This window comes from Sphingobium sp. TomTYG72 (assembly GCF_055394715.1).
In genome coordinates this window covers 1,985,741-2,007,991 of record NZ_AP027336.1, presented here as the reverse complement: position 1 = coordinate 2,007,991, position 22,251 = coordinate 1,985,741, and the positions used below count along the sequence as shown (strand labels likewise).

At 62.7% G+C, this 22,251-nt stretch carries 18 protein-coding genes and 1 tRNA gene; 9 read left to right on the top strand and 10 right to left on the bottom strand.

Going from position 1 to position 22,251, the window contains the following annotated elements; all coding sequences use genetic code 11:
- Window positions 1–71: 71 nt before the first annotated feature.
- Window positions 72–1,316, bottom strand: coding sequence for a hypothetical protein (locus tag ACZ5U1_RS09955; protein ID WP_464778268.1), 1,245 nt, complete (start codon window positions 1,314–1,316; stop codon window positions 72–74).
- A gap of 101 nt (window positions 1,317–1,417) precedes the next feature.
- Between ACZ5U1_RS09955 and queF the strand changes: the two genes are divergently transcribed.
- The 3 genes from queF to ACZ5U1_RS09940 all read left to right on the top strand — a co-directional run bounded on the left by queF (window position 1,418) and on the right by ACZ5U1_RS09940 (window position 5,115).
- Complete coding sequence (gene queF, locus ACZ5U1_RS09950; protein ID WP_464778267.1) at window positions 1,418–1,885, top strand: preQ(1) synthase; 468 nt, start codon at window positions 1,418–1,420, stop codon at window positions 1,883–1,885.
- A 141-nt stretch (window positions 1,886–2,026) separates the two neighbouring features.
- Entirely contained in the window at window positions 2,027–2,395 is a 369-nt protein-coding gene (locus ACZ5U1_RS09945; protein ID WP_464778266.1) for an endonuclease domain-containing protein, read from the top strand.
- A gap of 89 nt (window positions 2,396–2,484) precedes the next feature.
- Window positions 2,485–5,115: a M1 family metallopeptidase gene (locus ACZ5U1_RS09940; protein ID WP_464778265.1), complete on the top strand. Its 2,631-nt coding sequence runs from the start codon at window positions 2,485–2,487 to the stop codon at window positions 5,113–5,115.
- A gap of 534 nt (window positions 5,116–5,649) precedes the next feature.
- On the opposite strand, the gene ACZ5U1_RS09935 is transcribed toward ACZ5U1_RS09940, so the two are convergent.
- From ACZ5U1_RS09935 to hspQ, 4 genes are all read right to left on the bottom strand, one after another.
- Window positions 5,650–6,069: a VOC family protein gene (locus ACZ5U1_RS09935; protein ID WP_464778264.1), complete on the bottom strand. Its 420-nt coding sequence runs from the start codon at window positions 6,067–6,069 to the stop codon at window positions 5,650–5,652.
- A 90-nt stretch (window positions 6,070–6,159) separates the two neighbouring features.
- On the bottom strand, window positions 6,160–8,097 hold the full coding sequence (locus tag ACZ5U1_RS09930; protein WP_464780020.1) for an OPT family oligopeptide transporter: 1,938 nt from the start codon (window positions 8,095–8,097) through the stop codon (window positions 6,160–6,162).
- 105 nt (window positions 8,098–8,202) lie between these two features.
- Window positions 8,203–9,012, bottom strand: coding sequence for a GDSL-type esterase/lipase family protein (locus ACZ5U1_RS09925; protein ID WP_464778263.1), 810 nt, complete (start codon window positions 9,010–9,012; stop codon window positions 8,203–8,205).
- Window positions 8,969–9,340 carry a heat shock protein HspQ gene (gene hspQ, locus ACZ5U1_RS09920; RefSeq protein ID WP_196224676.1) on the bottom strand — a complete coding sequence of 124 codons (372 nt, stop codon included), beginning with the start codon at window positions 9,338–9,340 and terminating at the stop codon, window positions 8,969–8,971. Before hspQ ends, ACZ5U1_RS09925 begins: the two co-directional genes overlap by 44 nt.
- Before the next feature lie 124 nt (window positions 9,341–9,464).
- Between hspQ and ACZ5U1_RS09915 the strand changes: the two genes are divergently transcribed.
- From ACZ5U1_RS09915 to ACZ5U1_RS09905, 3 genes are all read left to right on the top strand, one after another.
- A tRNA-Ser gene (locus ACZ5U1_RS09915) sits at window positions 9,465–9,554 on the top strand.
- 144 nt (window positions 9,555–9,698) lie between these two features.
- Window positions 9,699–10,844, top strand: a complete 1,146-nt coding sequence (locus ACZ5U1_RS09910) for a tyrosine-type recombinase/integrase (protein WP_464778262.1) — start codon at window positions 9,699–9,701, stop codon at window positions 10,842–10,844.
- Window positions 10,845–12,633: 1,789 nt separating this feature from the next.
- Window positions 12,634–14,532: a putative bifunctional diguanylate cyclase/phosphodiesterase gene (locus tag ACZ5U1_RS09905; RefSeq protein ID WP_464778261.1), complete on the top strand. Its 1,899-nt coding sequence runs from the start codon at window positions 12,634–12,636 to the stop codon at window positions 14,530–14,532.
- Between the two features lie 347 nt (window positions 14,533–14,879).
- Here ACZ5U1_RS09905 and ACZ5U1_RS09900 read toward each other — a convergent pair whose 3' ends face one another.
- The 4 genes from ACZ5U1_RS09900 to tnpA all read right to left on the bottom strand — a co-directional run bounded on the left by ACZ5U1_RS09900 (window position 14,880) and on the right by tnpA (window position 18,492).
- On the bottom strand, window positions 14,880–15,011 hold the full coding sequence (locus ACZ5U1_RS09900; protein WP_464778260.1) for a hypothetical protein: 132 nt from the start codon (window positions 15,009–15,011) through the stop codon (window positions 14,880–14,882).
- Between the two features lie 671 nt (window positions 15,012–15,682).
- The gene (tnpC, locus tag ACZ5U1_RS09895; protein ID WP_464780019.1) at window positions 15,683–17,212 is read right to left on the bottom strand and encodes an IS66 family transposase; all 1,530 of its coding nucleotides are present in this window, start codon (window positions 17,210–17,212) and stop codon (window positions 15,683–15,685) included.
- A gap of 60 nt (window positions 17,213–17,272) precedes the next feature.
- Window positions 17,273–17,626, bottom strand: coding sequence for an IS66 family insertion sequence element accessory protein TnpB (tnpB, locus tag ACZ5U1_RS09890; protein ID WP_464778259.1), 354 nt, complete (start codon window positions 17,624–17,626; stop codon window positions 17,273–17,275).
- Window positions 17,623–18,492: an IS66 family insertion sequence element accessory protein TnpA gene (gene tnpA, locus ACZ5U1_RS09885; RefSeq protein WP_464778258.1), complete on the bottom strand. Its 870-nt coding sequence runs from the start codon at window positions 18,490–18,492 to the stop codon at window positions 17,623–17,625. Before tnpA ends, tnpB begins: the two co-directional genes overlap by 4 nt.
- Before the next feature lie 291 nt (window positions 18,493–18,783).
- On the opposite strand from tnpA, the gene rlxS reads away from it, so the two are divergent.
- The 3 genes from rlxS (at window position 18,784) to ACZ5U1_RS09870 (ending at window position 21,408) form a co-directional block, all read left to right on the top strand.
- The gene (gene rlxS, locus ACZ5U1_RS09880; RefSeq protein ID WP_464778257.1) at window positions 18,784–20,721 is read left to right on the top strand and encodes a relaxase/mobilization nuclease RlxS; all 1,938 of its coding nucleotides are present in this window, start codon (window positions 18,784–18,786) and stop codon (window positions 20,719–20,721) included.
- A gap of 79 nt (window positions 20,722–20,800) precedes the next feature.
- Window positions 20,801–21,217, top strand: coding sequence for a CopG family transcriptional regulator (locus ACZ5U1_RS09875; protein ID WP_464778256.1), 417 nt, complete (start codon window positions 20,801–20,803; stop codon window positions 21,215–21,217).
- Entirely contained in the window at window positions 21,214–21,408 is a 195-nt protein-coding gene (locus ACZ5U1_RS09870) for a helix-turn-helix domain-containing protein (RefSeq protein ID WP_464778255.1), read from the top strand. Before ACZ5U1_RS09875 ends, ACZ5U1_RS09870 begins: the two co-directional genes overlap by 4 nt.
- A gap of 543 nt (window positions 21,409–21,951) precedes the next feature.
- On the opposite strand, the gene ACZ5U1_RS09865 is transcribed toward ACZ5U1_RS09870, so the two are convergent.
- A complete protein-coding gene (locus ACZ5U1_RS09865) occupies window positions 21,952–22,164 on the bottom strand; it encodes a hypothetical protein (protein ID WP_464778254.1) in 213 nt (70 codons plus the stop codon).
- Between the last annotated feature and the right edge of the window lie 87 nt (window positions 22,165–22,251).

Here is a 22,251-nt window from a genome sequence, read left to right as displayed (position 1 = left end):
GGTGGCGTGAACTGGCCTGAGATCCCAGCCTGCGCTGGGATAACGAGGTGTGTAGGGGGCTTTGGGGATACTCAGCTCGCCAGTTCGAGCGCGGTGGCGCGGCTGCCGGGGGTGCGGAACTGGCGTGGCCCCTGATCGACGCGGAAGGGGGCGAGGCGATCGGCGGGCGGGGTTTTTTCCTGTCCGACGATGAAGGCGCGGCCGGTGCGGCCTGATCCGACAGGAGCGCCATCCGGTTCGTCGGACCAGCGATATTGCGCGTCGAAGGCGACGAGCGGGATGAGCAGCGCGCGATCGCCCATCTGCAGGGGGGTGATCTGGTCGGGCAGGAGGCGTAGCTCGCCTGTCAGGCTGTAGCTCTGTCCTGGGGCAAGCGAGACGGCGGAATGAGCGGGCAGGCCCACGGTTCCGGCGAAGAACTGCTGTAGCTGCGCCTGCTGGTTGGCGTCCGCATTGGCCATGAAGGTGCGGATCAGAATGTCGTCCACGCTGCGTTTGCCGCGATTGTGGAGGGTCAGAGCGTAGCCGATGGTGGCGCCCATCAACGACAGACGGGCGCTGCGGACTTCCAGCGTCAGGTCGATCCATGGCCGCTCGGCGGTTGCCGCGGCGGGTGCGGGAGGTGGCGCCTTGGGCTTTGGCGCGGGGGGTACAGGAACTGGCTTTGTGGTTGCTGGCTTGGCCACGGGAGGCGGAGGCGTTGGCGCGGCCTCCGGCGCTTCATACGGTTGCGGCTCTTCTTCGGGACGGCGGCGCAGGAAGAGCCAGGCGACGGCGAGCGCTGCGGCGAGGAGCGCGATGGCGCCAGCGATCCAACCCCAGGAAGAGGCGTCGGCAGGCGCGCGGAGCGGGGGTTCGGCGGCGGGAGTGGCGGGCGCTGCGGGAGGGGCGGCTTGCGGTGCGGGCTCTGATGGCGCGAGCTGCGGTGCCGGGGACTGGGGTGCCGGGGATTGCGGAGCCGAAGGCTGGGGCGCGGCGCTGCTGCCTTCAGGCTCGCGGGCGGGGGCGGTAGGTTCAGCGGGGGCCGGGCGTGGCGCTGTTGTGGCGGGGCGCTGCGGCTGGACTGGGGCTGCGGGTTGGGGCTGCGGCTGCGCGACGACTGGTGGAGGCGGAGTGATGACAGGCGTGCTGGCTGGCGGCGTCACCGGCGCCCCGCGAAATACGTCCAGTTCCGGGCCTTGTCTGCTGGGATCGGCAGGCGGCTGGGACGTGCGCGGCAGGGTGAAGACGGGATCACTGCCGCCTTGTTCCTGCGCGAGCGAAGGCGTGGCCAGGAGCAGCGGCAAGGCGATCAAGATGGCAGGACGCATCCCCATGGCATGCAGCCAAGGCAATGATGACGCTGAACGGGAGGTGAATGGCATGGCGGGATCAGGTTGCGGTGACATTAGGCGTGCAATGGCGTAGATGGCCGGTCATGACCGATATACCCCAAAGCATGACGCCGATCCATCTGGGGCAGAGCAGTGCGCTGCCTGCGAGCCCAGAGGAGGCGGTTCTCGATTATGTGCCTAACCCTCGTCCGGGGAAGCCCTATCTGGTGCGCTTTACGGCGCCGGAATTTACCTCGCTCTGCCCGGTGACGGGGCAGCCCGACTTCGCCCATCTGGTGATCGACTATGCGCCCGCCGCGACGATCGTCGAATCGAAGTCGTTGAAGCTGTTTCTGGGGGCGTTTCGCAACCATGCTGCTTTCCATGAGGATTGCACGGTGGGGATTGGCGAGCGGCTGTTTGCCGAGATGCAGCCTTTGTGGTTGCGGATTGGCGGATATTGGTATCCGCGCGGGGGGATTCCGATCGATGTGTTCTGGCAGTCGGGTGAGCCGCCTGCCGGGCTTTGGCTGCCTGCGCAGGATGTGCCGGGGTATCGGGGGCGGGGTTGAGGTTGCTCTCATCCACCCTCATCCAACTTCGCCTAGCCGACTTTGTCGGCAAGGCTGCGTATCCTTCTCCCGCCAGCGGGAGAAGGAGGTGAAAGCCCTCTCCCGCTGGCGGGAGAGGGTTGGGTGAGGGTGGGGCGAGCTATGGGGGTACGGCGCACCAATCCCAATGCATCGACGCTGCGGCGGAATGCGACGGAGTGTGAGAAGAGACTCTGGGCCGCTTTGCGCAATCGGCAGTTGGACGGGTTCAAGTTCCGGCGGCAAGCAACGATAGGTCCTTATGTCGTCGATCTGCTTTGCGCTGAACATCGCCTGATCGTGGAAGTCGATGGAGGCCAGCACGGCGATGAGGCTGACCTGTCGCGTACGCGCTTTCTGGAGGGGCAGGATTATTCCGTGATCCGCTTCTGGAATCATGAGGTCATCGAGAATCTCGATGGTGTGCTCGAGAGCATTCGCCAAGCCCTCCCTGTTAAACAAACGAACAACAAAGTTCAGCCAACCGCTTGACCGCAGGCGAGAAAGGTTCGATCCCGCAGCTATCGTGGCAATGGCCGTCCGGGCCGTGCCGTTCTCAACGTGTCGGAGTTGCGAACCTGATGTCCTTTTCCAAAATTTCGTCCCTGTTGCTGGCCGCCGCGCCGCTTGCCCTTGTTCAGCCCGCCGTGGCGCAGACGCCCGCCGGGCCTGCGCCGGGGATCACCACGCAGTTGCCGCGGGGTGCGGCGCCCAGCCATTATGCCATCGAGGTGGTGCCGGATGCGGCGAACCTTAAATTCACGGGCAAGGTGACGGTCGACCTGAATGTCGCGCAGGCGATGCCGGTGCTGGTGTTGAATGCGGCTGATCTGAGCATTGGCAGCGTTACGCTGACGCCTGTCCAGGGCAAGGCGATGGTGGGTGCCGCGAAGGTCGATGCCAATGCGCAGACGGTGACGCTGGATTTTGGCAAGCCGGTGCAGCCGGGCGCGTACAAGCTGGACATCGCCTATGGCGGCGTCATCAACACGCAGGCGAACGGGATGTTCGCGCTGGATTACAAGGATGGAGCTGGCGCGCAGAAGCGGGCGCTGTTTACCCAGTTCGAGGCGCCCGATGCGCGGCGGTTCGTGCCGAGCTTTGACGAGCCGAGCTATAAGGCGACGTTCGATCTTTCCGCGATCGTGCCGACGGGTCAGCTGGCGGTCAGCAACATGCCGGTCAAGGCGTCGCAGGATCTGGGCGGTGGCAGGACGCGGGTGACGTTTGGCACTTCACCGAAGATGTCATCCTATCTGCTGTTCTTCGGCTTGGGCGATCTGGAGCGGGCGACGAAGATGGCCGGGGCGACCGAGGTGGGCGTGATCACCGGCAAGGGGAATACGGGCAAGGCGCAACTGGCGCTGGATGCGTCGGCGGCGATCCTGCCCTGGTATAATGACTATTTCGGCGTGCCCTTTCCGCTGCCCAAGCTCGATAATGTGGCGGGGCCGGGACAGAGCCAGTTCTTCTCCGCGATGGAGAATTGGGGGGCGATCTTCACCTTTGAGCGGGCGCTGCTGGTCGATCCGAAATTCACTTCGGAGGGGACGAAGCGGACCATTTACTCGATCGTGGCGCATGAAATGGCGCATCAATGGTTTGGCGATCTTGTCACCATGGCCTGGTGGGACGATCTGTGGCTGAACGAGGGGTTTGCCAGTTGGATGGCGACCAAGGTCAGCGACAAATTGCAGCCCGATTGGGAGATGCTGCTGACGCGGGTCGGCGGGCGCGAGCGGGCGATGGCGCTCGATGCGCTGGTGACCACGCATCCGGTGGTGCAGAAAATCCATACCGTTGATGAGGTCAATCAAGCGTTTGACGACATCACCTATGAAAAGGGTGAGGCGGTCATCACCATGCTGGAAGGCTATGCGGGCGAGGATGTGTGGCGCGAGGGTATTCGCAGCTACATGAAGGCACATGCCTATGGGAATACGGTGACGGATGACCTGTGGAAGGCGGTTGAGGGTGCGGGGGCCAAGGGGCTGGTCGGTATCGCGCATGACTTTACCAGCCAGCCGGGCATTCCTCTGGTGAAGGTCGACAGCGCGCAGTGTCGGGGCGGGTCCACCATGCTCTCGCTATCGCAGGGTGAGTTCAGCCGCGATCGGAAGGACAAGGCGCCGCTGCGCTGGAATGTGCCGGTGATGGCGCAGACCGTGGGCGGGGCGCCGCAGCGGTTGATTTTGAACGGGACGGCTTCGGTCACGCTGCCGGGGTGCGGGGCCTATGTGATCAATGCGGGGCAGACGGGCTATTATCGCTCGCTCTATCCAGAGGCGAATGTGAAGGCGTTGGCGGCGGGCTTTACACGGCTGTCGTCGATGGACCAGATCGGACTGCTGGCCGATAATTTCCAGCTGGGGCTGGGCGGATATCAGCCGATCGGGCTGGCGCTGGACATGGTGGACGCGGTGCCCGCCAAGGCGAGTCCGGCGGTACTGGCGGAGGTGCCGGACTATATCGACAGCGCTTACACGATGCTGGAGGGCGACCGGGCAGCGCAGGCGCGGGTTGCGGCCTATGCCTCGCGCAAGCTGGGGCCGGTGCTGAAAAGCGTTGGCTTTGACGCGAAACCCGGCGAGGGCGCACAGGTGCCGGTGCTGCGGTCGGCGCTTGTTTCGACGCTGGGCAAGATGGGGGACAAGGCGGTGCTGGCGGAGGCGCGGCGGCGCTTTGCCGAGCCTGCGTTGATGGAAGGGCCGCTGCGCAATGTGTGGCTGCGCATCATCGCGCAGAATGCCGATGCGGCGACCTGGGACAAGTTGCGGGCGATGGCCAACGGTGCGACGAGCGCGCTGGACCGGAGCACGCTGTTCGCGCTGCTGGGCGCGGCGAAGGATGAGGCGTTGGGGCGCAAGGCGCTCGACCTAGCCATGACGGATGAGCCGGGCAAGACGACCAGCGCGGCGATCATCTCCTCCGTGGGTGGGGAGCATCCGATGCTGGCGGTGGATTATGTGCTGGCGCATCGGCAGCAATATGAGGCGCTGATCGATGTGTCGGCTCGGTCCCAGGCGATTGCGCGGCTGGGCGGCGGGTCGGCTGATCCGGCGATGGCGGCGAAGCTGGACGCCTATGCGAACCAGTATCTGACGCCGGAATCGCGCAAGGTGGTGGATCGGTCGATCTCCGCCATCAGGACGCGGATCGAGACGCGGGCTCGGTTGAAGCCTGCGCTGACGGCCTGGTTTGCCAAGAGGTGATTGGAGGGGCGGTGGAGTGATTTGCCGCCCTTTTCATTGATTGTGGGCTGGAGGGGGTGGTGGCTTTGGGGGGTGCGGAATGGCGGCTTTTAGGTCGGTGCGCTGCTAAAACGTACATCTTTCCATCGTGCCGTTGCAGCGATAGGCTTGCGCCATGTTGCTTATCGTAGGAACCGTTCGCCTGCCCGCCCATAATATGGAGGCGGCGCGACCCATCATGAAGCGGATGGCTGATGCGAGCCGCGCGGAGGAAGGCTGTGTAGAGTACGGTTATGCCGAAGACGTGTTTGAGCCAGGCCTTATCCATGTAAAAGAATATGGGTTGATCAGAACTCGCTCGACCGGCACTTTGCTGCCGCCCATCTTGCTGAATGGCGAGGCGCTTGGCCAAGCCTCGGTATCGGGGATCGCAACCTGCGCCTCTACGAGATCGGTGAACCGCGTTCGGCGTAGCTTGGGTCCACTGTCGGGCGAGCGACGCAGGCTGTGGCAAATCTGTAATCGACCAACGATACTCCGACAGCTATCTGCCGCTCAGTCATCTAGCACCATCACTCCCTTCTTTGGGTTGGCCCGGTAATAATCCAACCTTGCCGAAAGAGAACCTACGTGGATTTCCAGCTTATGTCCGTCGGGGTCGAGGAAGTATGTCGATGCTCCCTCACTTTTGTTGTCTTTCCAGATCGCACATTCCGCAACCAGACGTTCGCTCAGGCGGGGGAATTCTGCTTCTGCAACAGTGAACGCGATGTGCGTGTAGTCGGGGTTAGGATTTGATCTCGCGTGGGTGTCGTAAGACAGGCACAGCCAGAGTGATCCAGCTTCAAGGTAAGCGCCCTCCGGCCAAATGGCTCGCACCGTGCAGCCGAGGGTGTCGCGATAGAACGCCAGAGACCTTTTGACATCTGTGACGGCCAACGTGACATGGTTCAGACCAGCGATGTAGGTTGCCATCTCGAATTCCTTTAACTCGCATGTCCGCTATTGAGCAGGGATCGCTACTGATCAAAGTCGGATTTTGATCGAAATGGTTCACCGTCACCTCTAACCCAGCGGTGCGCTCGCCCAGTGCCGCAGTCGTGCATAGAGCGCTGCGATGATGCCCGCGAAGATCAGCAGCGCCACGGGCACCGCCCACTCATTCTCCGCCACCAGCGCAAGCGGTGCATCGCTGTTGGTCGCCGCCACGATCCCGGCGAAGGCGACGCCGAACAGGCTTTCGCCGACGATGAAGCCGGTCGCCATCAGCACGCCCATGCGCTCGGCGAAGTCGGGGTTGGATTGGCGGCGCGCCCAGCGGTTGTAGAGGTGGCCGATCACCGCGCCGACCGGGATCAGCAGGGTCAGCGCCATCGGCAGGTATATGCCCATGCCGACCGCGAGCGGGGGCAGGCGGAGCTTGCCTGCCTTGCCGAGCAGTTCGTCGATGGCGACTACCACGGCGCCGATCAGCGCGCCGGTGCCGATCAGGCCCCAGTCGAGATCGCCGCCCAGCACGCCCTTTGCCAGTGCCGAGATGAGCGCGGCCTGGGGCGCGGGCAGGGCGGTCGCCTTGGCTCCCGGTGCGCCCGCGAAGCCGAAGGCGCTGTTGAGGAGATCGAGCACTGGCGGGATCACCAGCGCGCCGAAGATTACGCCTAGCACCAGCGCGACCTGCTGTTTCCAGGGGGTGGCGCCGACCAGCTGGCCGGTTTTCAGGTCCTGAAGATTGTCGTTGGAGATGGTGGCGATGCCGAACACGATCGCGGTGACGAACAGGGCGTAGGCGATGAGGGCTTGGCTCTGCTTCGGATCGCCGCCCGAGCCGTAGATGGCGGCGAGGATCAGCGAGGCGCCCAGCACGGCGAGGATGCCGACGCCGGAGATCGGGCTGTTCGAGGCGCCGATGAGGCCCGCCATATAGCCGCAGACCGACGCGATCACGATGCCCGCGACGAGGATATAGGCGAGCGTCAGGATGAGGATAGGCACGGGGTTGAGGGCGATCGGGCCTCCTTGCGCGAAATACCAGAGCAGCACCGCGATCGGCGCGAGCGAGGCGAGGATGGTGCCGCCGACGATGCCAATCGGCAGGTCACGCTCGGTAAGTTCGAGCAGGGCGCCGTCGCCAGCCTTGCGCCGCTGTGCTGCCGCGATGGCGGATCGGATGCCGCTGATGATCGGTCCCAATATCTTGAGCAGGGTCCAGATCGCCGCGACGCCGATTGTGCCCGCGCCGATGAAGCGCGCCTTCATGCGGAAAGTGGTGCCGACGACTTCGGCGATGTCGGCTCCCGCTGGCAGGGGCGCGGTGAGCCAGGGGACGAGGCCGACCCAGCTGATCAGCAGGCCGACGAACATTGCGACGCCCACCGACAGGCCGACCAGATGGCCGACGCCGATCAGCGCCATGGAAAAGCTGGTCGAGACAGATGTCGCGCCTGCGCCGAATTTGAAGAAGGTGGCGGCTTCTTCGGCGATCAGCTTCGTCTTGGCGGTGATGGAGAAGGCGGCGGCGGCGAGAGCGCTTATGAGGATGGCGGTAAGGCCGCGCTTATTTCCCTCCAGTCCTTCGCGGGAGCCTGCGCCGACCTTCAACACTTCGGCGGCTGCGACGCCTTCGGGATAGGGGAGGTCGGAGCCGGTGACGAGCGCGCGGCGGAGCGGCACGGAATACATGACGCCCAATATGCCGCCGAGAGCGATGGTGAAGACCGACAGCCAGTAGGGAAAACCCTGCCACCAGCCAATGATGACAAGGCCGGGCAGCACGAAGATGATCGCCGACAACGTGCCCGCCGCCGACGCGATCGTCTGGACGATGTTGTTTTCAAGGATGGTGCCGGTCGCGAACAGGCGCAGCACCGCCATGGAGATGACGGCGGCGGGGATGGAGGTCGCGAAGGTAAGGCCGATCTTCAGCCCCAGATAGACGTTGGCCGCGGTGAAGAGCAGCGTGATGAGCGCACCCAGTATGACGCCGCGAAGCGTTAGTTCCGCCATGGGAGCGGGCATGGGCAGGGCCTTAGCCGAATCAGTGGTCACCAGCATCGTCCCCCTTTGGGTGTGTTTTACAGATGTATGGTAATAATGTTGCTTGGCCGTGGATCAATTGGAAAGTGATGCCGAACGCGATGCCGGGGCCGCCGCCATCTCCGTCCGGTCGAGCCAGCCGTCGACCAGTCTGTTCCAGCGGCTGTATCCGCGCGGGTTCATGTGCAGCCCGTCCGGGCCGAACAGCGATGCGTCGGGCAGGCCGTCATGGGCGAGCAGGCTGCTACCGACATCGAGATATTCAAAACCGCTGACCCGGCTGCGCGCCGCCACGGTCATGTTGACCGCCGCCATTTTCGGCCAGAGCGTCCATCGGATGGGCGAGGGTTTGAGCGACAGATAGGCGATGCGCGCCTTGGGATAGTCGGCGCGGAGCTTTTTCAGCAGCGTGAGTATGTTGTGCGCGACGGTGTCGGGGGTGGCTCCGGCGGCAAGGTCGTTCTCGCCGATATAGACGAGCACCGATCGGGGCGCGGCCTTGGGGAAGAGCCGGGTATAGTGGCGCAGGACATCGGGCGTCGTCGCTCCGCCGAAACCGCGATTGACGGTGCTTCTGTCAGGAAAGCCCGCGCTCGTGTCCCACAGCCGGATGCTGGAGCTGCCGAGGAAGAGGACGGCGCCGGGCGTGCCGCTGTCCCTCTCATTTGCCTTGGCGAAGGCGGCGACTTCATTGGCGAAGGGGAAGGTCGGATCGGCATTGATCCGGGGCTCCTGCGCGGGGCGTTCGGTCGGTGCCTGCGCGGCCGCGATTCCGGTGAGGCCAGGCAGCAGCGCGAGGGCGGCGGCGACCCGCCACCATGCCCGTGCGCGGGACGGCGCCTTAATGGCGATGGAGCGGGCGCAGTTGATATTTGCCGTTGGCATAGGTCCCGAACATCCCCGCGATCGCCGGATGATCCACCGGCTCCCCGCTGTCGTCGGCCATCAGATTCTGCTGGCTGACATAAGCGACATAGCTGGTTTCGCCATTTTCGGCGAGCAGATGGTAGAAGGGCTGATGCTTGTCCGGCCGGGATTGTTCGGGAATCGCCTGATACCATTCCTCGCTGTTGGCGAAGACGGGATCGATGTCGAACACCACGCCACGGAAGGCGAAAAGGCGATGCTTTACGACATCGCCGATGCTGAAATGCGCGTGGACAACAGGGGGCGCGCTGACATCGGCGCCGAAGATTGCAGTGGTGTCGGTCATGAAAAGCAATTTAGGGTGCGCGGCGAGCGTTACAAGAAAAATACGGTCCGGGCCGCTTGGCAAGCCGGTCATCATTCGCTAATGGCCGCCGCTCGACCGGGACGGCACAGGCTGGACCTTCTGCGGAGAGGTGGCAGAGTGGTCGAATGCACCGCACTCGAAATGCGGCGTGCCGGAAACGGTACCGAGGGTTCGAATCCCTCCCTCTCCGCCACCACCCTGTCCTTTCACATCCGTTCCGAATCACTAAAGCCCAGCTTTTCTGCGGCTTTCAGCGTGATTCGCATCCACGTTCATCCCTGCCAGTCCACCGGTGACCGATTGGAAATGTGGGAAAGAATGTGGGAGATTTGGTGGCATGGGAAAGCTCTCCGCTACCGCTGTGAAGGCAGCAACACGCCCCGGGCGGCTCGGGGATGGCGACGGCCTGTTTCTTGTGATTCAGCCCGGCGGCGGCAAGAGCTGGGTGTGCCGGGTGCAGAAGAATGGCAACCGGCGCGACTTTGGTCTGGGCAGTGCGTCAAAAGTCTCGCTGGCTACCGCGCGGGAGCGGGCACGAGAAATCCGCACCTGGGTTGAACTCGGGCTGGATCCGATATTCGAGCGGCGCAAGGCGCAGGGCATTCCCACATTCCGGCAGGCGGCAGCCAGAGTGATTGCTGCCCACAGCAAGACCTGGCGGAATGAGAAGCACGAGAAGCAATGGCTCCAGACGCTGGAGACCTATGTGTTCCCGCAGATCGGCCATGTGCAGGTTCATGAGATCACAGGACCCATGATCCGGAACGTTCTGTCGGATATCTGGCTCGCTAAGCCCGAGACAGCGCGACGGGTCCGGCAGCGGATCGGCACAGTTCTCGATTGGGCTTACGCCTCGGGTTACCGCGAGACTGAAGCGCCCATGCGCGCGATCACCAAGGGGCTTCCGCGACAGCCCAAGAAGGACGGGCACTTCGCGGCCATGCCCTATGCAAAGGTGCCCGCTTTCATGGTGAGGCTCGCGGAGCGGGAATCCTTCGGTAGGTTAGCGCTGCGCTTTGCTATCCTGACTGCCGTCCGATCAGGCGAGGTCCGAGGTGCGGCATGGGAAGAATTCGATCTGGACGAGAAACTGTGGGCCATACCGGCCGCGCGCATGAAGGCGTCGCGCGAGCATGTCATTCCGCTGTCGATACCGGCGCTGGCGATCCTGGAACGGTGCCGGGAATTGCGGATCGGATCGCGCTCGCTTGTATTTCCTGGGGCCAGAGGTGACGCGCCAATGAGTGACATGACGCTCACGAAACTGCTCCGCGAGATGAAGGAGGAGGTGACCGCCCACGGATTTCGCTCAGCTTTCCGGGACTGGGTTAGCGAGGAAACCAATCACCCCGGTGAAATCGCAGAGGCGGCCTTGGCCCATCGGGTCAAGGACAAGACGGAAGCCGCGTATCGGCGCGGAAACCTCCTCGAGAAGAGGCGAAAGCTGATGGACGAATGGGGAGCATATTGTTTGGAGCGCTGACCGGGCACCTTCTTCAGTGCCTTTTGAGCATCTTGCCGTCCGATAGCGGCCGTCTCACGACTTCAGCCGGAATGGCCTTCATGTCCGCTTCGTTGGACACTCCGCGTCGGCGCGGTCCATGCCCTTGATGCACAAGCCGCTTTCGGTGATCGCGCGGTGAAACAAACCTTTGACCAAACGGACCGCAGATGCCACGGATCAGTCGCGACGAAAAATCCCGGTGCTGAAATGCGGCGATGCGGAACCGGGCGATTGGGGGCCAAGGTTGAGCGGGTCTCGACCTGAATTCGGTCGATTGGACCCTGACCGATGCCTGTTGCCTACTGGCTGACGCCGAGGCGCGACTGCGGCCACCTGAATGACATGGGAGCATTCTCACAAGGTCCTGCGAGACGTCTGCCAGCCGCCGCCGAGTGCGCGGAACATAGTCCGGACCCGCAGCGCAGGCGGAAAGCCTCAGCGAGGCCGCGCCGATGAGCAGATATCTTGTCGTCATCATCTTTCTCATTCCGCTGCCCCGAGCGCGGGTCTGGCGATATGCTGGTCCCTACGCTCCCGCCAACGCCGCATCCGTTCGGAAAGCGCGCGGGTGCCTGCCTTGAACGCCCGAGGCTGTGGAGTGTTAAACAGGGCATTGCGGACGTCCCGCCTTGGCATTTTTGCGACCCCTGAAGCGACGCCGTTCGCCACAGGCATATCAACCTGCGGCTCAGACATAATTTCATTCAGCAAATCGGCCTCGCTGGGGATGAATTATGGAACCGATCCTTCGTTGATTATGGATGGACGCCTTGACGTGGGCCTGAAGAGCCAGCGCAGGAGACCTTAGGGCCTCTGTGCCGGTTAGGCGATCAGCGAATCAGCGAGCAATGCCCGGCCGCGCAGAAAGGTGCCGTTTGAAATGCCTTCTTGTCCATCTCTTCGCCAAGACGCGCGCCTATCGCTTGGATCTGAACCCCGGGCGCCTGAATGAGAGGGACGGCCGGAAGAGGGTTGGAACCTCATACTTCCCTTCCTGCAGCTCTTCAGCTGCGGGAGTCCGCAAATCAGAAGGGCGTATTGGCGAGTCTAGATAAACACCAAACCCTTCACCTTTGCGCCAAGCCACCGTGCCATTGGCCGGGTCACAATCGACGACATGAATCGAAACCCGATCTCCGACTGCTATGTCGGATGCACATCTGCCTCCCAGCCCGCGTTCAGAAACATCTCGCACCAAGATGTCGATCAAGCCCAGGCGATCATGAAACATCTGCGCCTTTAGGAGTCGTCGTCTCCGGTCGTAAGCGCGAACCGCATGAAGACAGGCTTCATCCTCTTCCATCGTCATTTTTCCGCGACCTTTTTATATCGATTGTTATATTGGGCCGCGTCCTCGAAGCAATAGAGCATTCCGCGGTTCAAGAGGCCCTCGGCCGGGAATTTTCAGAGCGGCAGACCAACGGTGTAATGTCCGACGCGCCGGACGGTTGCAGCCCACAAAATACGTTGCGATCAGGAGACGCCAGCAAGGCTGGCATGCCGGAGCGAGATCGACGCTCGAAACCGCTCAACATGCGCTGGCGCACAGCCTCGCAGACGATCTTCTCATATCCTTCTGTACCCACTCCCCCTAGCACCTGTTATGCTTCGACCTCAGTACCTATCCTGCAGCTCGCCATAATTCCCGCCCCACTCGCCCGAGAGCATGTCGTGGACGATCCGCTTCTGCCTAATCCAACTCTGGGGGACATTAACATCGTCTCAATGCCAGCCTGATACGATTTGCCGAAATGGTGGAGGATCAGGCGTGGGACGTCCCTATGGAATTGCCGAATGGGAAAAGGGGGAGGAGATTGGCTTCCGCGGCTTTGCAGCGGAACGGCGGCAGCTGACCAGGAGACTCCCCGATGCCGACTTCGATATCCAGACAGCCGCTCAGGCGAGCGAAGAGCGCTATCGCAACACTGTAGCGCTTAGCCCCCTCATCCATTGGATCGCCGATGCTCGAGGCGGCATGGTCGATATCGACGTGCGCGGCCTCGAGTACACCGGCCTTTCTTATGAGGCGTGCATGGGGTCGGGATTCCTCGCTGTGGTTCACCCAAGTGACCGTCCGACCGTGAAGAGGGCGTGGAGCGATGCGCTAATAACGGGTTCGCCCATGGATTATGAAATCCGCCTCAGGCACCGAGACGGCAACTACCGATGGCACCGTTCACGAGCCGCACGGCACCAGGAGCGCGGCAGCGCACTCGGAGTCTGGTACGGCACCGTCGAGGATATCGATGATCGCAAGCTGGCGGACGAAGCGGTGCGCTGGACGGCAGACCATGACGACCTGACTGGGCTCTGGAACCGGCGCGCCTTCATGCAAGGGCTGGGAACCGCGCTCGCTGGTGTTGAAGGATCGGGGATCGGGGTCGGACTTCTTGTTATCGATCTTGATGGCTTCAAAGCCCTGAATGATCGCTACGGCCACGACGTCGGCGATGCGCTGCTGAAGGAGATCGCCCGGCGCCTAAAGAGAAATGGCACCGGCGATTCAATGGCCGGGCGGCTCGGTGGCGATGAGTTCGCTCTCTTTATTTATACCACTGGTGAAGCGCAACTTGATCAGACGATCTCCGAGCTGAGGCTTGCATTGTCTGAACCATGTTCACTCAACGGTCAGGCCCATACCTGTCGTGCCAGCATTGGCGTCGCGCTCAGTCCAGATCACAACAAGGATGCCATTAGTCTCTACAAGGACGCCGATCTGGCACTTTATGAAGCGAAGATTGCGGGCGGCGGTGTCCGCCATTTCGAGAGAAGCATGCGTGCGGGTCTGCAAGCCCGCATGTCGGAACTGTCGCTGGCCCGCCAGGCGCTCGACCTTGATCAGGTCCTCCCCTTCTATCAACCCAAAGTCGATCTGGAATCGGGTGCCATCGCAGGATTTGAGGCACTGTTGCGTTGGCGCGACGGAATGCCTGGAGCATGTCACGGACCCGGAACAATCTCCGCCGCTTTCGAGGACGCCGAACTGGCCATCGCTCTTGACCAGCGCATATTCGAGCTGATCGCGGCCGACATCCTTCGGTGGAGAAGGCGGGGACTCCCCATCGGTCGTATCGCCTTCAACGTGTCAGCCGCATCCTTTCGTCAGGAGCATTTTGTCGCGGGCGTGATGGAACGCATTGATCGCGCGGGCATCTCCGCATCTTGTCTGGAACTGGAAGTCACTGAAACGGTGCTGCTTGAGGGGGCTTCTCACAATGTAACGAAGACGTTTGAACAGCTTCGGCGCGCCGGGATGACGATCGCACTTGACGACTTCGGCACAGGATATGCCTCTCTCATCCACCTAAAGCAGTTTCCGGTTGATGTACTCAAGATTGATTGTTCTTTTGTTCAATCTCTCGATGACCCGATCAACGCGGCGATCGTCCGCGCGATCATCAACCTTGGGAGGGATCTGGGAGTCACGACGGTCGCCGAAGGGATCGAAACAGGAGGCCAGGCAGATTGCGTGCACAGGAACGGGTGCGATCAGGCGCAGGGTTATCTCTTCAGTCCAGCCGTAGCAGCGGATCAGATCCCTGCGCTTCTTGCCGATCAAACTGCAAGTTGGAGCCGGCCCGAGAGGCGTAGTGCCAGAGAACGGCGCATGCATCGGCCCTCGACCAGCTTCTCAAAGAGAGCGATTGAATGCGATCGCACGCCTTGAAAGAGCGGTATTTGAATCCGCCCCCTGATGGCGAAATGCGATCAAGAGCTTTATAGGGTTCCGGCATGGCCGCTACTTTCTAAGTACCGGCCTCCACTCCCGGCGGCGGTCCAGCGAGGCGCTGCCGTCGCCGGGAGACCAAAGATCGCCGACAACAACCGTCAGGCCGCATCACATGCCAGCAGTATCTGGGAAGTGTGGCCCCCACGGTTCGTGCCAACCGTCATGCCGGTCGAGACGACCGCCCAATCTGCCGAGTAAGAGTCGCACGGCTTCCTTCTACCGGCTCCATATGGACCTAAGGCTGGATCGACATGAGGTGGTCGAAACATTCGTCAGGCTTGCAATTATTGAGGGGCAAGAATGTCGGCCCAGAAGGTGATTTCCTCATAAAGCTGCATGCCTTCCGGGTCCTCCCAGTCTCGCCGGTGGGGATCCCATCGGCCCACGACGGGCTGATCCTCCTCCCACAGTAGCATCCGTCGACCATCTTTTCGGTCAGACGGCAGATCAGAAATAGGGTTCCATCCTGAGCTGCTTGGCATCGTCATATGCGTCCCTCGGATAAGCGACGCTTTGAGCCTTGGCCTTATCGTCGCGCCTATGTCCACTCGGGGCGACGGCCAAAGCCGGATGTTCGAAACCTGGCATACACACAGGCGCATGCGCCTTTACCGGCAAGCCGGCTGGACATGCGCGCATGCCACCCGGCCTCCAGAAACTGGATGACCGAGCCGGTATGCAGAGGTTTCGACGCCCCGCTCCCACGTGTCTTGGGAGCCGGGACAGATTGCTGGGTTTGAGTAAGTTATCAAGCCAAAATTCGCGCATGTCAGCGCCGACGAGGTGGGGCCGCAGCAGAAATTCAGATGCAATCTCAAGTCGGCAGGGGCATTGCGACTGATGAAAAGACGCCTGGAATCCATCGCTCGATGACTTCGTTCTGAGATAAAAACCAGCCAGGATCGTGGCAAACCAAGACCACGTCCGCACCGTCATTCAGGCGCTCAAGATGGCAAAAAGGCCGCCGAGCAGGAGAGCCGTTTGTCTGTCATGCCGCTGCATCAAGGCCGGATTTCTGAGAATGCTGTTGAGATTTGAGACGCAGAAAGCCGGATTTTAGGGGATGTATGCGTCTGGTCGCTGCACGTCAGGCGGCGGCGCGATGATTGAGCGCCCAGTTCCACGGCAGCAGTTCATTGAGTCGGTTCGCCGGATGGCCCTCGATCATGCGGGTGAGGACATCGCTCAGCCAGGCATAGGGTTCGACGCCGTTGAGCTTGGCCGTCTCGATCAGGGAGCAGATCACAGCCCAGCGATGACCACCGCCGTCGCTGCCCGCGAACAGATGATTCTTCCTTCCCAGAGCCACCGGACGGATCGCCCGTTCGACCGGATTGGTGTCGAGTTCGATACGGCCGTCGTCGATGAACCGCGTCAGAGCCGTCCACCGGCCGAGCGCATAGCGGATGGCATCGGCCAGCGTGCTGCGCGCGGGGACTTGGCCAAGTTGGGTTTCCAGCCAGCCTTTCATGGCGGCGAGATGCGGCTGGGCGAGCGCCCCCCGCCATGCCATGCGCTGGGCCGGGGACTGGCCGCGCGCCTTCTTCTCCACCTCGTAGAGCGTGGCGATGCGGCGCAACGCCTCGGCCGCGATCGGCGAGCCCGTCTGCTGCTCTACGTCGTAGAACTTGCGCCGCGTATGCGCCCAGCAGGCTGCCAGCATCACGTCGGGTCGCGCGGCAACGCGCTCGAACCCGGCATAGCCATCGACGTGCAGTACGCCCTTGAAGTGCTGGAGATGCGTGATCGGCCGCTCCGCTTTGCGGTCAGGCGCGAACAGATAGACAGCGGCTGGTGGGGCGGGGCCGTTCCATCCGCGCTGCTCACGGGCATAGACCCAGAGGCGCCCGGTCTTGGTCTTTCCACGCCCCGGATCGAGCACTGGAACCGGCGTGTCATCGGCGAACAGATGGTCCGATGCGAACAGGTCCGCACACAGTTTCTGGTGCAAGGCTTCAAGCCACCAGCACGCGCCGCCGACCCATCCCGCGAGCGTCGAGCGGGCCAGATCGACGCCGTGGCGGGAGAAGATCTGAGATTGCCGGTAGAGCGGCGTGTGGTCGCAATATTTGGCGATCAGCACCTGCGCAAGCAGCGCGGGTGTCGCCAGCCCGCCCGCGATCGGGCGCTCCGGTGCGGCGGCTTGGCGCACCGTTCCACACGCCCGGCAGGCATATTTGGGCCGTGTGATCCGCACGACACGAAGCTGCGCGGGCACCCAGTCGAGCATCTCGCTGACGCTCTCACCGATACCGTGCAGCGCGCCGCCGCAGCCCGGACAGGCATCGTGGTTGGTGTCGATCAGCACGTCCTCGCGCGGCAGATGATCGGGCAAGGGCTTGCGATGTGGGCGCGGTTCGGCGGCCGTGTCGAGGATTACCGGACGGCTCTCCTCGATACGGCCGATGTCGGCATCGAGGTCTTCCAGGCCGAGCGCAAGCTGGTCGGGATCGAGGCGTTCGGACCTGCGCCCGAACTGCATCCGCTGAAGCTTCTTGATGATCGCCTGGAGCCGCCCGATCTCATCTTCGCGGTGCTCGACGACGGCCGCCATGTCCCGCACCAGCTGGTGCAGAAGCGCCGTATCGGACGGCAGATTATCGAGATCGAGCCGCATGCCCGATGCTACCAGAACGGACATGTAAGCCCAAGCATTTACGGCGGATTCCAGCGGTTTTTAGCCCGCTTTTATGGGGCGCCACACACGCTCGGGATGGCGCCAGTCGATACCTTCCAGCAGCATCGCAAGCTGCGCCGGCGACAACAGGATCGTCTCGCCCGGTACCGTCATGCGGGGCCATACGAAGCGTCCGCGATCGATCCTCTTGGTGAACAGGCACAGCCCGGTGCCGTCCCAGAACAGCAGCTTCACCATGTTCGATCGTCTACCCCGGAAGGCGAAGACATGGCCGCAAAAGGGGTCCTTCTTCAACGTCTCCTGCACCAGCGTCGCCAGACCATCGAGGCCCTTTCTCATGTCGGTGACACCCAATGCCATATGCACTTTCACGTTCGATGGGACGATCATCATGGGCGCGCCTCCCGCTCGGCGACCGTGCGCTGGACGTCATCGGGATCGGCATCAAGGGGCGCGAACACCCGCCGCCCATCGGCCAGATCGACCTCCTTCATACCTGCAGGGCAGGGCAACACGCCTGTCAGCAGCGATGCCTCACGAGCGTTCGACGACATGCGGCTTTTGACCACCTGCACCGGCACCAGCTTCGTCGGCTTCTCATGGCCAAGGCCGAACTGGTCGCGCCAGCGGAACAGCACGCTGGTCGAGATTCCATGCCGCCGTCCAACCGAGGAGATGGTCTCGCCATGACGCTCGGCCTCCAGCAGCAGCGCGATCTTTTCCTCCGTCGAGAAGCGCCTTCGCTGCGCCCGTCCGGGTGGTTCGGCGGCGGCTTCGATATCAGCTGTCAAGGCCTGGATGCGCTCGGATTCCTTAGTCCTAGTGCTTATATTTGTGCTTATCGGCGGCCGCGCCGACGGGTGCAGAAGCGCGCGCCAGTCGATTATGATCTCCTCCGCCTCGATCAGATTACGCCACCGTTTGAGGCTGTAGGGCGACAGCCGCAGCGCCGACGAATAGTCGCGCAGATGCAGTCCGGACCACTGCCAGGCTTCCACATGCATCGCCCAGAACGCCTGTGTCGCCTGCCGCCGCTTGTCCGGCGAGGCCGGTGTAAATCTACGCTTCCAGCGCTGTCTTTCCTCGGATTTCTGCGCTTCCCACTCTTCGATCTCGAACTGCCAGGCCTTGAAGTCGCTGCGTGTAAGACCCTGCTGGCGGCAATAGGCAGACGCCGACAGACCGCTCTCCCGCCATGCCTTGATATGCACCGACCACCAAGCCCGCTTCGCCCTGTTGCTGAATATCCGCCGCGGCATCGACCCACCTCCCAACCGGAAAGACGATCACATGGGACTTCATGGAAGAGGGGAACAACGTGCGAACATCGGACGGTTACTAGGGGATTTAAGATACGGCAAGATTAAAGCCCTGCCTCCTGCGGTGGCGGGGAATGGCGCCTGCACAGGGTTTTTGATGGAGGCATGCCGATGGCCATGCCTCCACAGGGCCGGAGAATGCAGCACTTTCGGGCTTGGCGATGGAGGCCCTTGCACGGCGGGCCGGCCGCTTCCCATCCTTTCCTGCTTTCTGCGGGAAAGGATCACGACATGGCCGACGGCGACGATTTCGATCTCTGGCTCGGGCGGATCGGCAGCGACACCCCGACCGTCGGTAAGAGCCTCGCCCGGGCTCGTCGTGTCGGCGGTGGGGGCAGTGCCTGCCGTCGCTTCACCGGCGCGCGACTGGGCAGGGGCAATGGCGTCGGCCGGGTCCTCGGCCGGGGCGCGTCAGGGTCTGGTGTCGGCGCCCGCCGCGTCGTGGTGAAAAGCCGCATCGTGAAGCTCGGCAAGGGCATGGCAGCCGTCGCCCATCTTCGCTATCTCCAACGCGACGGCACGACCCGCGAGGGCGAGCGCGGATCGCTCTATGGTGCTGACGCTGATCGGCTCGAAAGCAAGCCCTTCCTCGAACGCTCGGCCGGCGACCGGCACCAGTTCCGCTTCATCATCGCACCGGAGGATGGTGCCCAATATGAGGACCTGAGGCCCGTGGTCCGCCGCCTGATGGATCAGGCCGAGAAGGATTTGGACACGAAGCTCGATTGGGTGGCGGTCGATCATTTCAACACCGGCCATCCCCACAGCCATGTCATCGTGCGGGGTAAGGACGAGACCGGCAAGGATCTCGTCATCGCCCGGGATTATATGACCCAGGGGCTTCGCACCCGGGCGACCGAGATCGTCTCCCTCGACCTTGGTCCCCGCACGCAGCAGGAGATCGCCGCCAGCATGGCCAGGGAGGCCGGGCAGGAGCGTTTCACCAGCATCGACCGAACCTTGATGCGGCAAGCCGATGAAGAGGGTGTCATCACCGTCACCAAGGCCGATCCGGGCCAACATGCTTCGCTCATTGGGCGGCTACGCACGCTGTCCCGGCTCGGCCTGGCCGAGGAAGGCAGGAACGGTCGCTGGACGCTCGACCATGAACTGGAGCCCACGCTGCGGCGCATGGGCGAGCGCGGCGACATTGTCCGGACGCTGAACCGGGAGCTTCGGGAAGCAGGCATCCACCGCCCACCCCAGAACCACGCCCTGTTCGATCCGGCGCAGGATAAGGTGATCGTGGGAAGGGTCGTGGCCACCGGCCTTTCCGACGAGCACCGTGACCGGCGCTATCTCGTCATCGACGGCATTGATGGCCACAGCCACTATGCCGATATCGGCGAGGACCAGCAGGCTGTCCGAACGGGCAGCATCGTCCGCCTGTCGCCCACGCCGGTCGAGGTGCGCGAGATCGATCGCGCCGTGGCCCATGTCGCTGCCCATCGTCAGGGCCGCTACAGTATCGAACTCCACCTGAAACAAGACCCGATGATGACCCAAGGCCGAGCAGAGATGCATGTCCGTCGTCTCGAGGCCATGCGGCGGCTGATCGACGCACCCGAGCGACAGCACGATGGCAGTTGGGCGATTGGCCAGAACCATCTGGCTGATGCTGAACGCTTTGAACGGGAGAAGAGCCGACGCCTGCCGGTTCGCATCGAAACGCTGTCGGTCGGGCCGCTTGAACAGCTCGCCATCCATGATGGCGCGACATGGCTGGACCGCGAGATGGCGAGCGATCGGCCGCAGCCGCTTTCCGGCGGGTTCGGCGCGGATGTCAGGAAGAGCCTTGTCCAGCGGCAGGCATGGCTCGTGGAGCAAGGGCTGGCAGAACAGGAGGGACAGACTGTCCGCCTCCGCCGTGATTTGCTTGTCGTCCTCCAGCAGCGCGAGCTCAGCCGAACCAGCCAGCAGATCGAACAGGAAACCGGACTGCGGCATGTCACGCCGCGGCGCGGTGAGCCGATCGAGGGCATCTATCGCCGCGCCGTGGCCCTTGGGGACCAGCGCTATGCCGTGATCGAGAGGGCGCATGAGTTCAGCCTCGTGCCCTGGCGCCCGGTTCTCGAGCGGGCCGTTGGCAAGCCCGTGTCTGGCGTCATGCGTGAGGGTCCGATCAGTTGGACCATTGGCGGCAGGAGTAGGGGATTGAGCATCAGCTGACCGGCCGCCCTCCAACGGACACTTCACGGCACCATGGAGGCACTGTCGCGCCTTACCGACTTGGCGGATGCTGCGGGCCATGAAGACGTTCAAGACCCGCCATCAATTCTACCTGCCCGACGACCTATCGGCGAAGCTGGATGCGCTTACCGCCAGCCCGGGCACCTCGAAGACGCAGCTCCTGACCGACGCGCTCAATGCCTGGCTCGACCGCAAGGGCGCGCAGGAACTGGACCAGCGCTTCGGCCCCAGGCTGGATCGGCAGAACCGGACAGCCGAACGGCTCGAGCGCAAGGTCGACGTACTGAGCGAGATGCTGGGCGTCTTCATCCTCCACCAGTTGACGCTGGTGGCCCATCAGCCCGCGTTTGACAGCGACACTGCCCGTCTGGGAAGGGCGCGCTATGTCAGCTTCATGAAGCTGGTCGAGCAGCGCCTGGTGCGGACCGACGGCGGTGACGCGACAGCCCTTGCGAAACAGGAGGAACAGCCATGAGCCTTGATCCATCGCCAGCACCCATCACGGTCCGGATCAAGGATGCCTGCCGTATGACCGGCATCGGGCGGTCAAAGCTCTACTTGCTCATCGCCGAGGGCGCGATCGAAACCATCAAGCTCGGCAGCATGACGCTCATACCGGTCGCATCGCTTGAGGCGTTTTTGGGCAGTCGAAGGAATGGCCGGTAGGCGCCACTTTTTGCCGCTCCGGTGCCCGCCGCCCTTTCGAGAACTGGTCATTCAGTGCAAATACTCACCACCGTCCAGCGCCCGCCTCCTGCTGCGGAGGGGGCTCGCGGTTTAAATTCTGGCTGTGTCTGCTTGCAGTGAATAGGTCGTGTCGGAGGCGGAATGCTGGGCACTTAAGTCCAAGCCGATGGTTGGCCTCAAAGGAGATAGCCTTTGCTGAGCGAACGAAACTCGTCAGTCTGCTTACCAACAGTGTGATCGCCGTTCTGCGTTGCTCGTTAACGCGGCATTTTCCGGCAGTGTACGACAGCAGCATGGATGATCTTGTCGGCAAATTGGACAGCAGATCGGAGGAGGTCAGGCACCTGCCTCTAAAATGAGTCCATTCTATTCCGGCATGGTTGGTTTCCACACTCGGTTCGCCGTCGACTCTCTTGAACGGAATACAATCTTCGCCGGATGATCAGGCAGATGCCTCTTCGCCAGGTCAGCCGCATGGCGAGGATAACTCACCCCCAAACGTGCGGGAAACATGAGATGCCACTACGGACCCGCTTCGCTTGAGCGAAGCTTGGCTTCTTTCTTATCATCCCGGCCCTGCCGTTCAGCCTTTTCGGCTTCTCTCGCCAATGCCAGGTGCTCGCTGGCTAACCGCCGGTGATATTCGGCGGTGATGTCATCGCCATGGATCGCGGCCTCAGTCATCTCCTCGGCTGCACGTCTGCGATGGTATTCTGAGGTGCTTTCGGTCACCACCTAGCTCTCCTTGAGCCTCCTTTATCATGCGGGCGCCTCATTTTTCCACCGAGTCGTTTCGTAACCGACTTAAGTATCTGTCGGCAC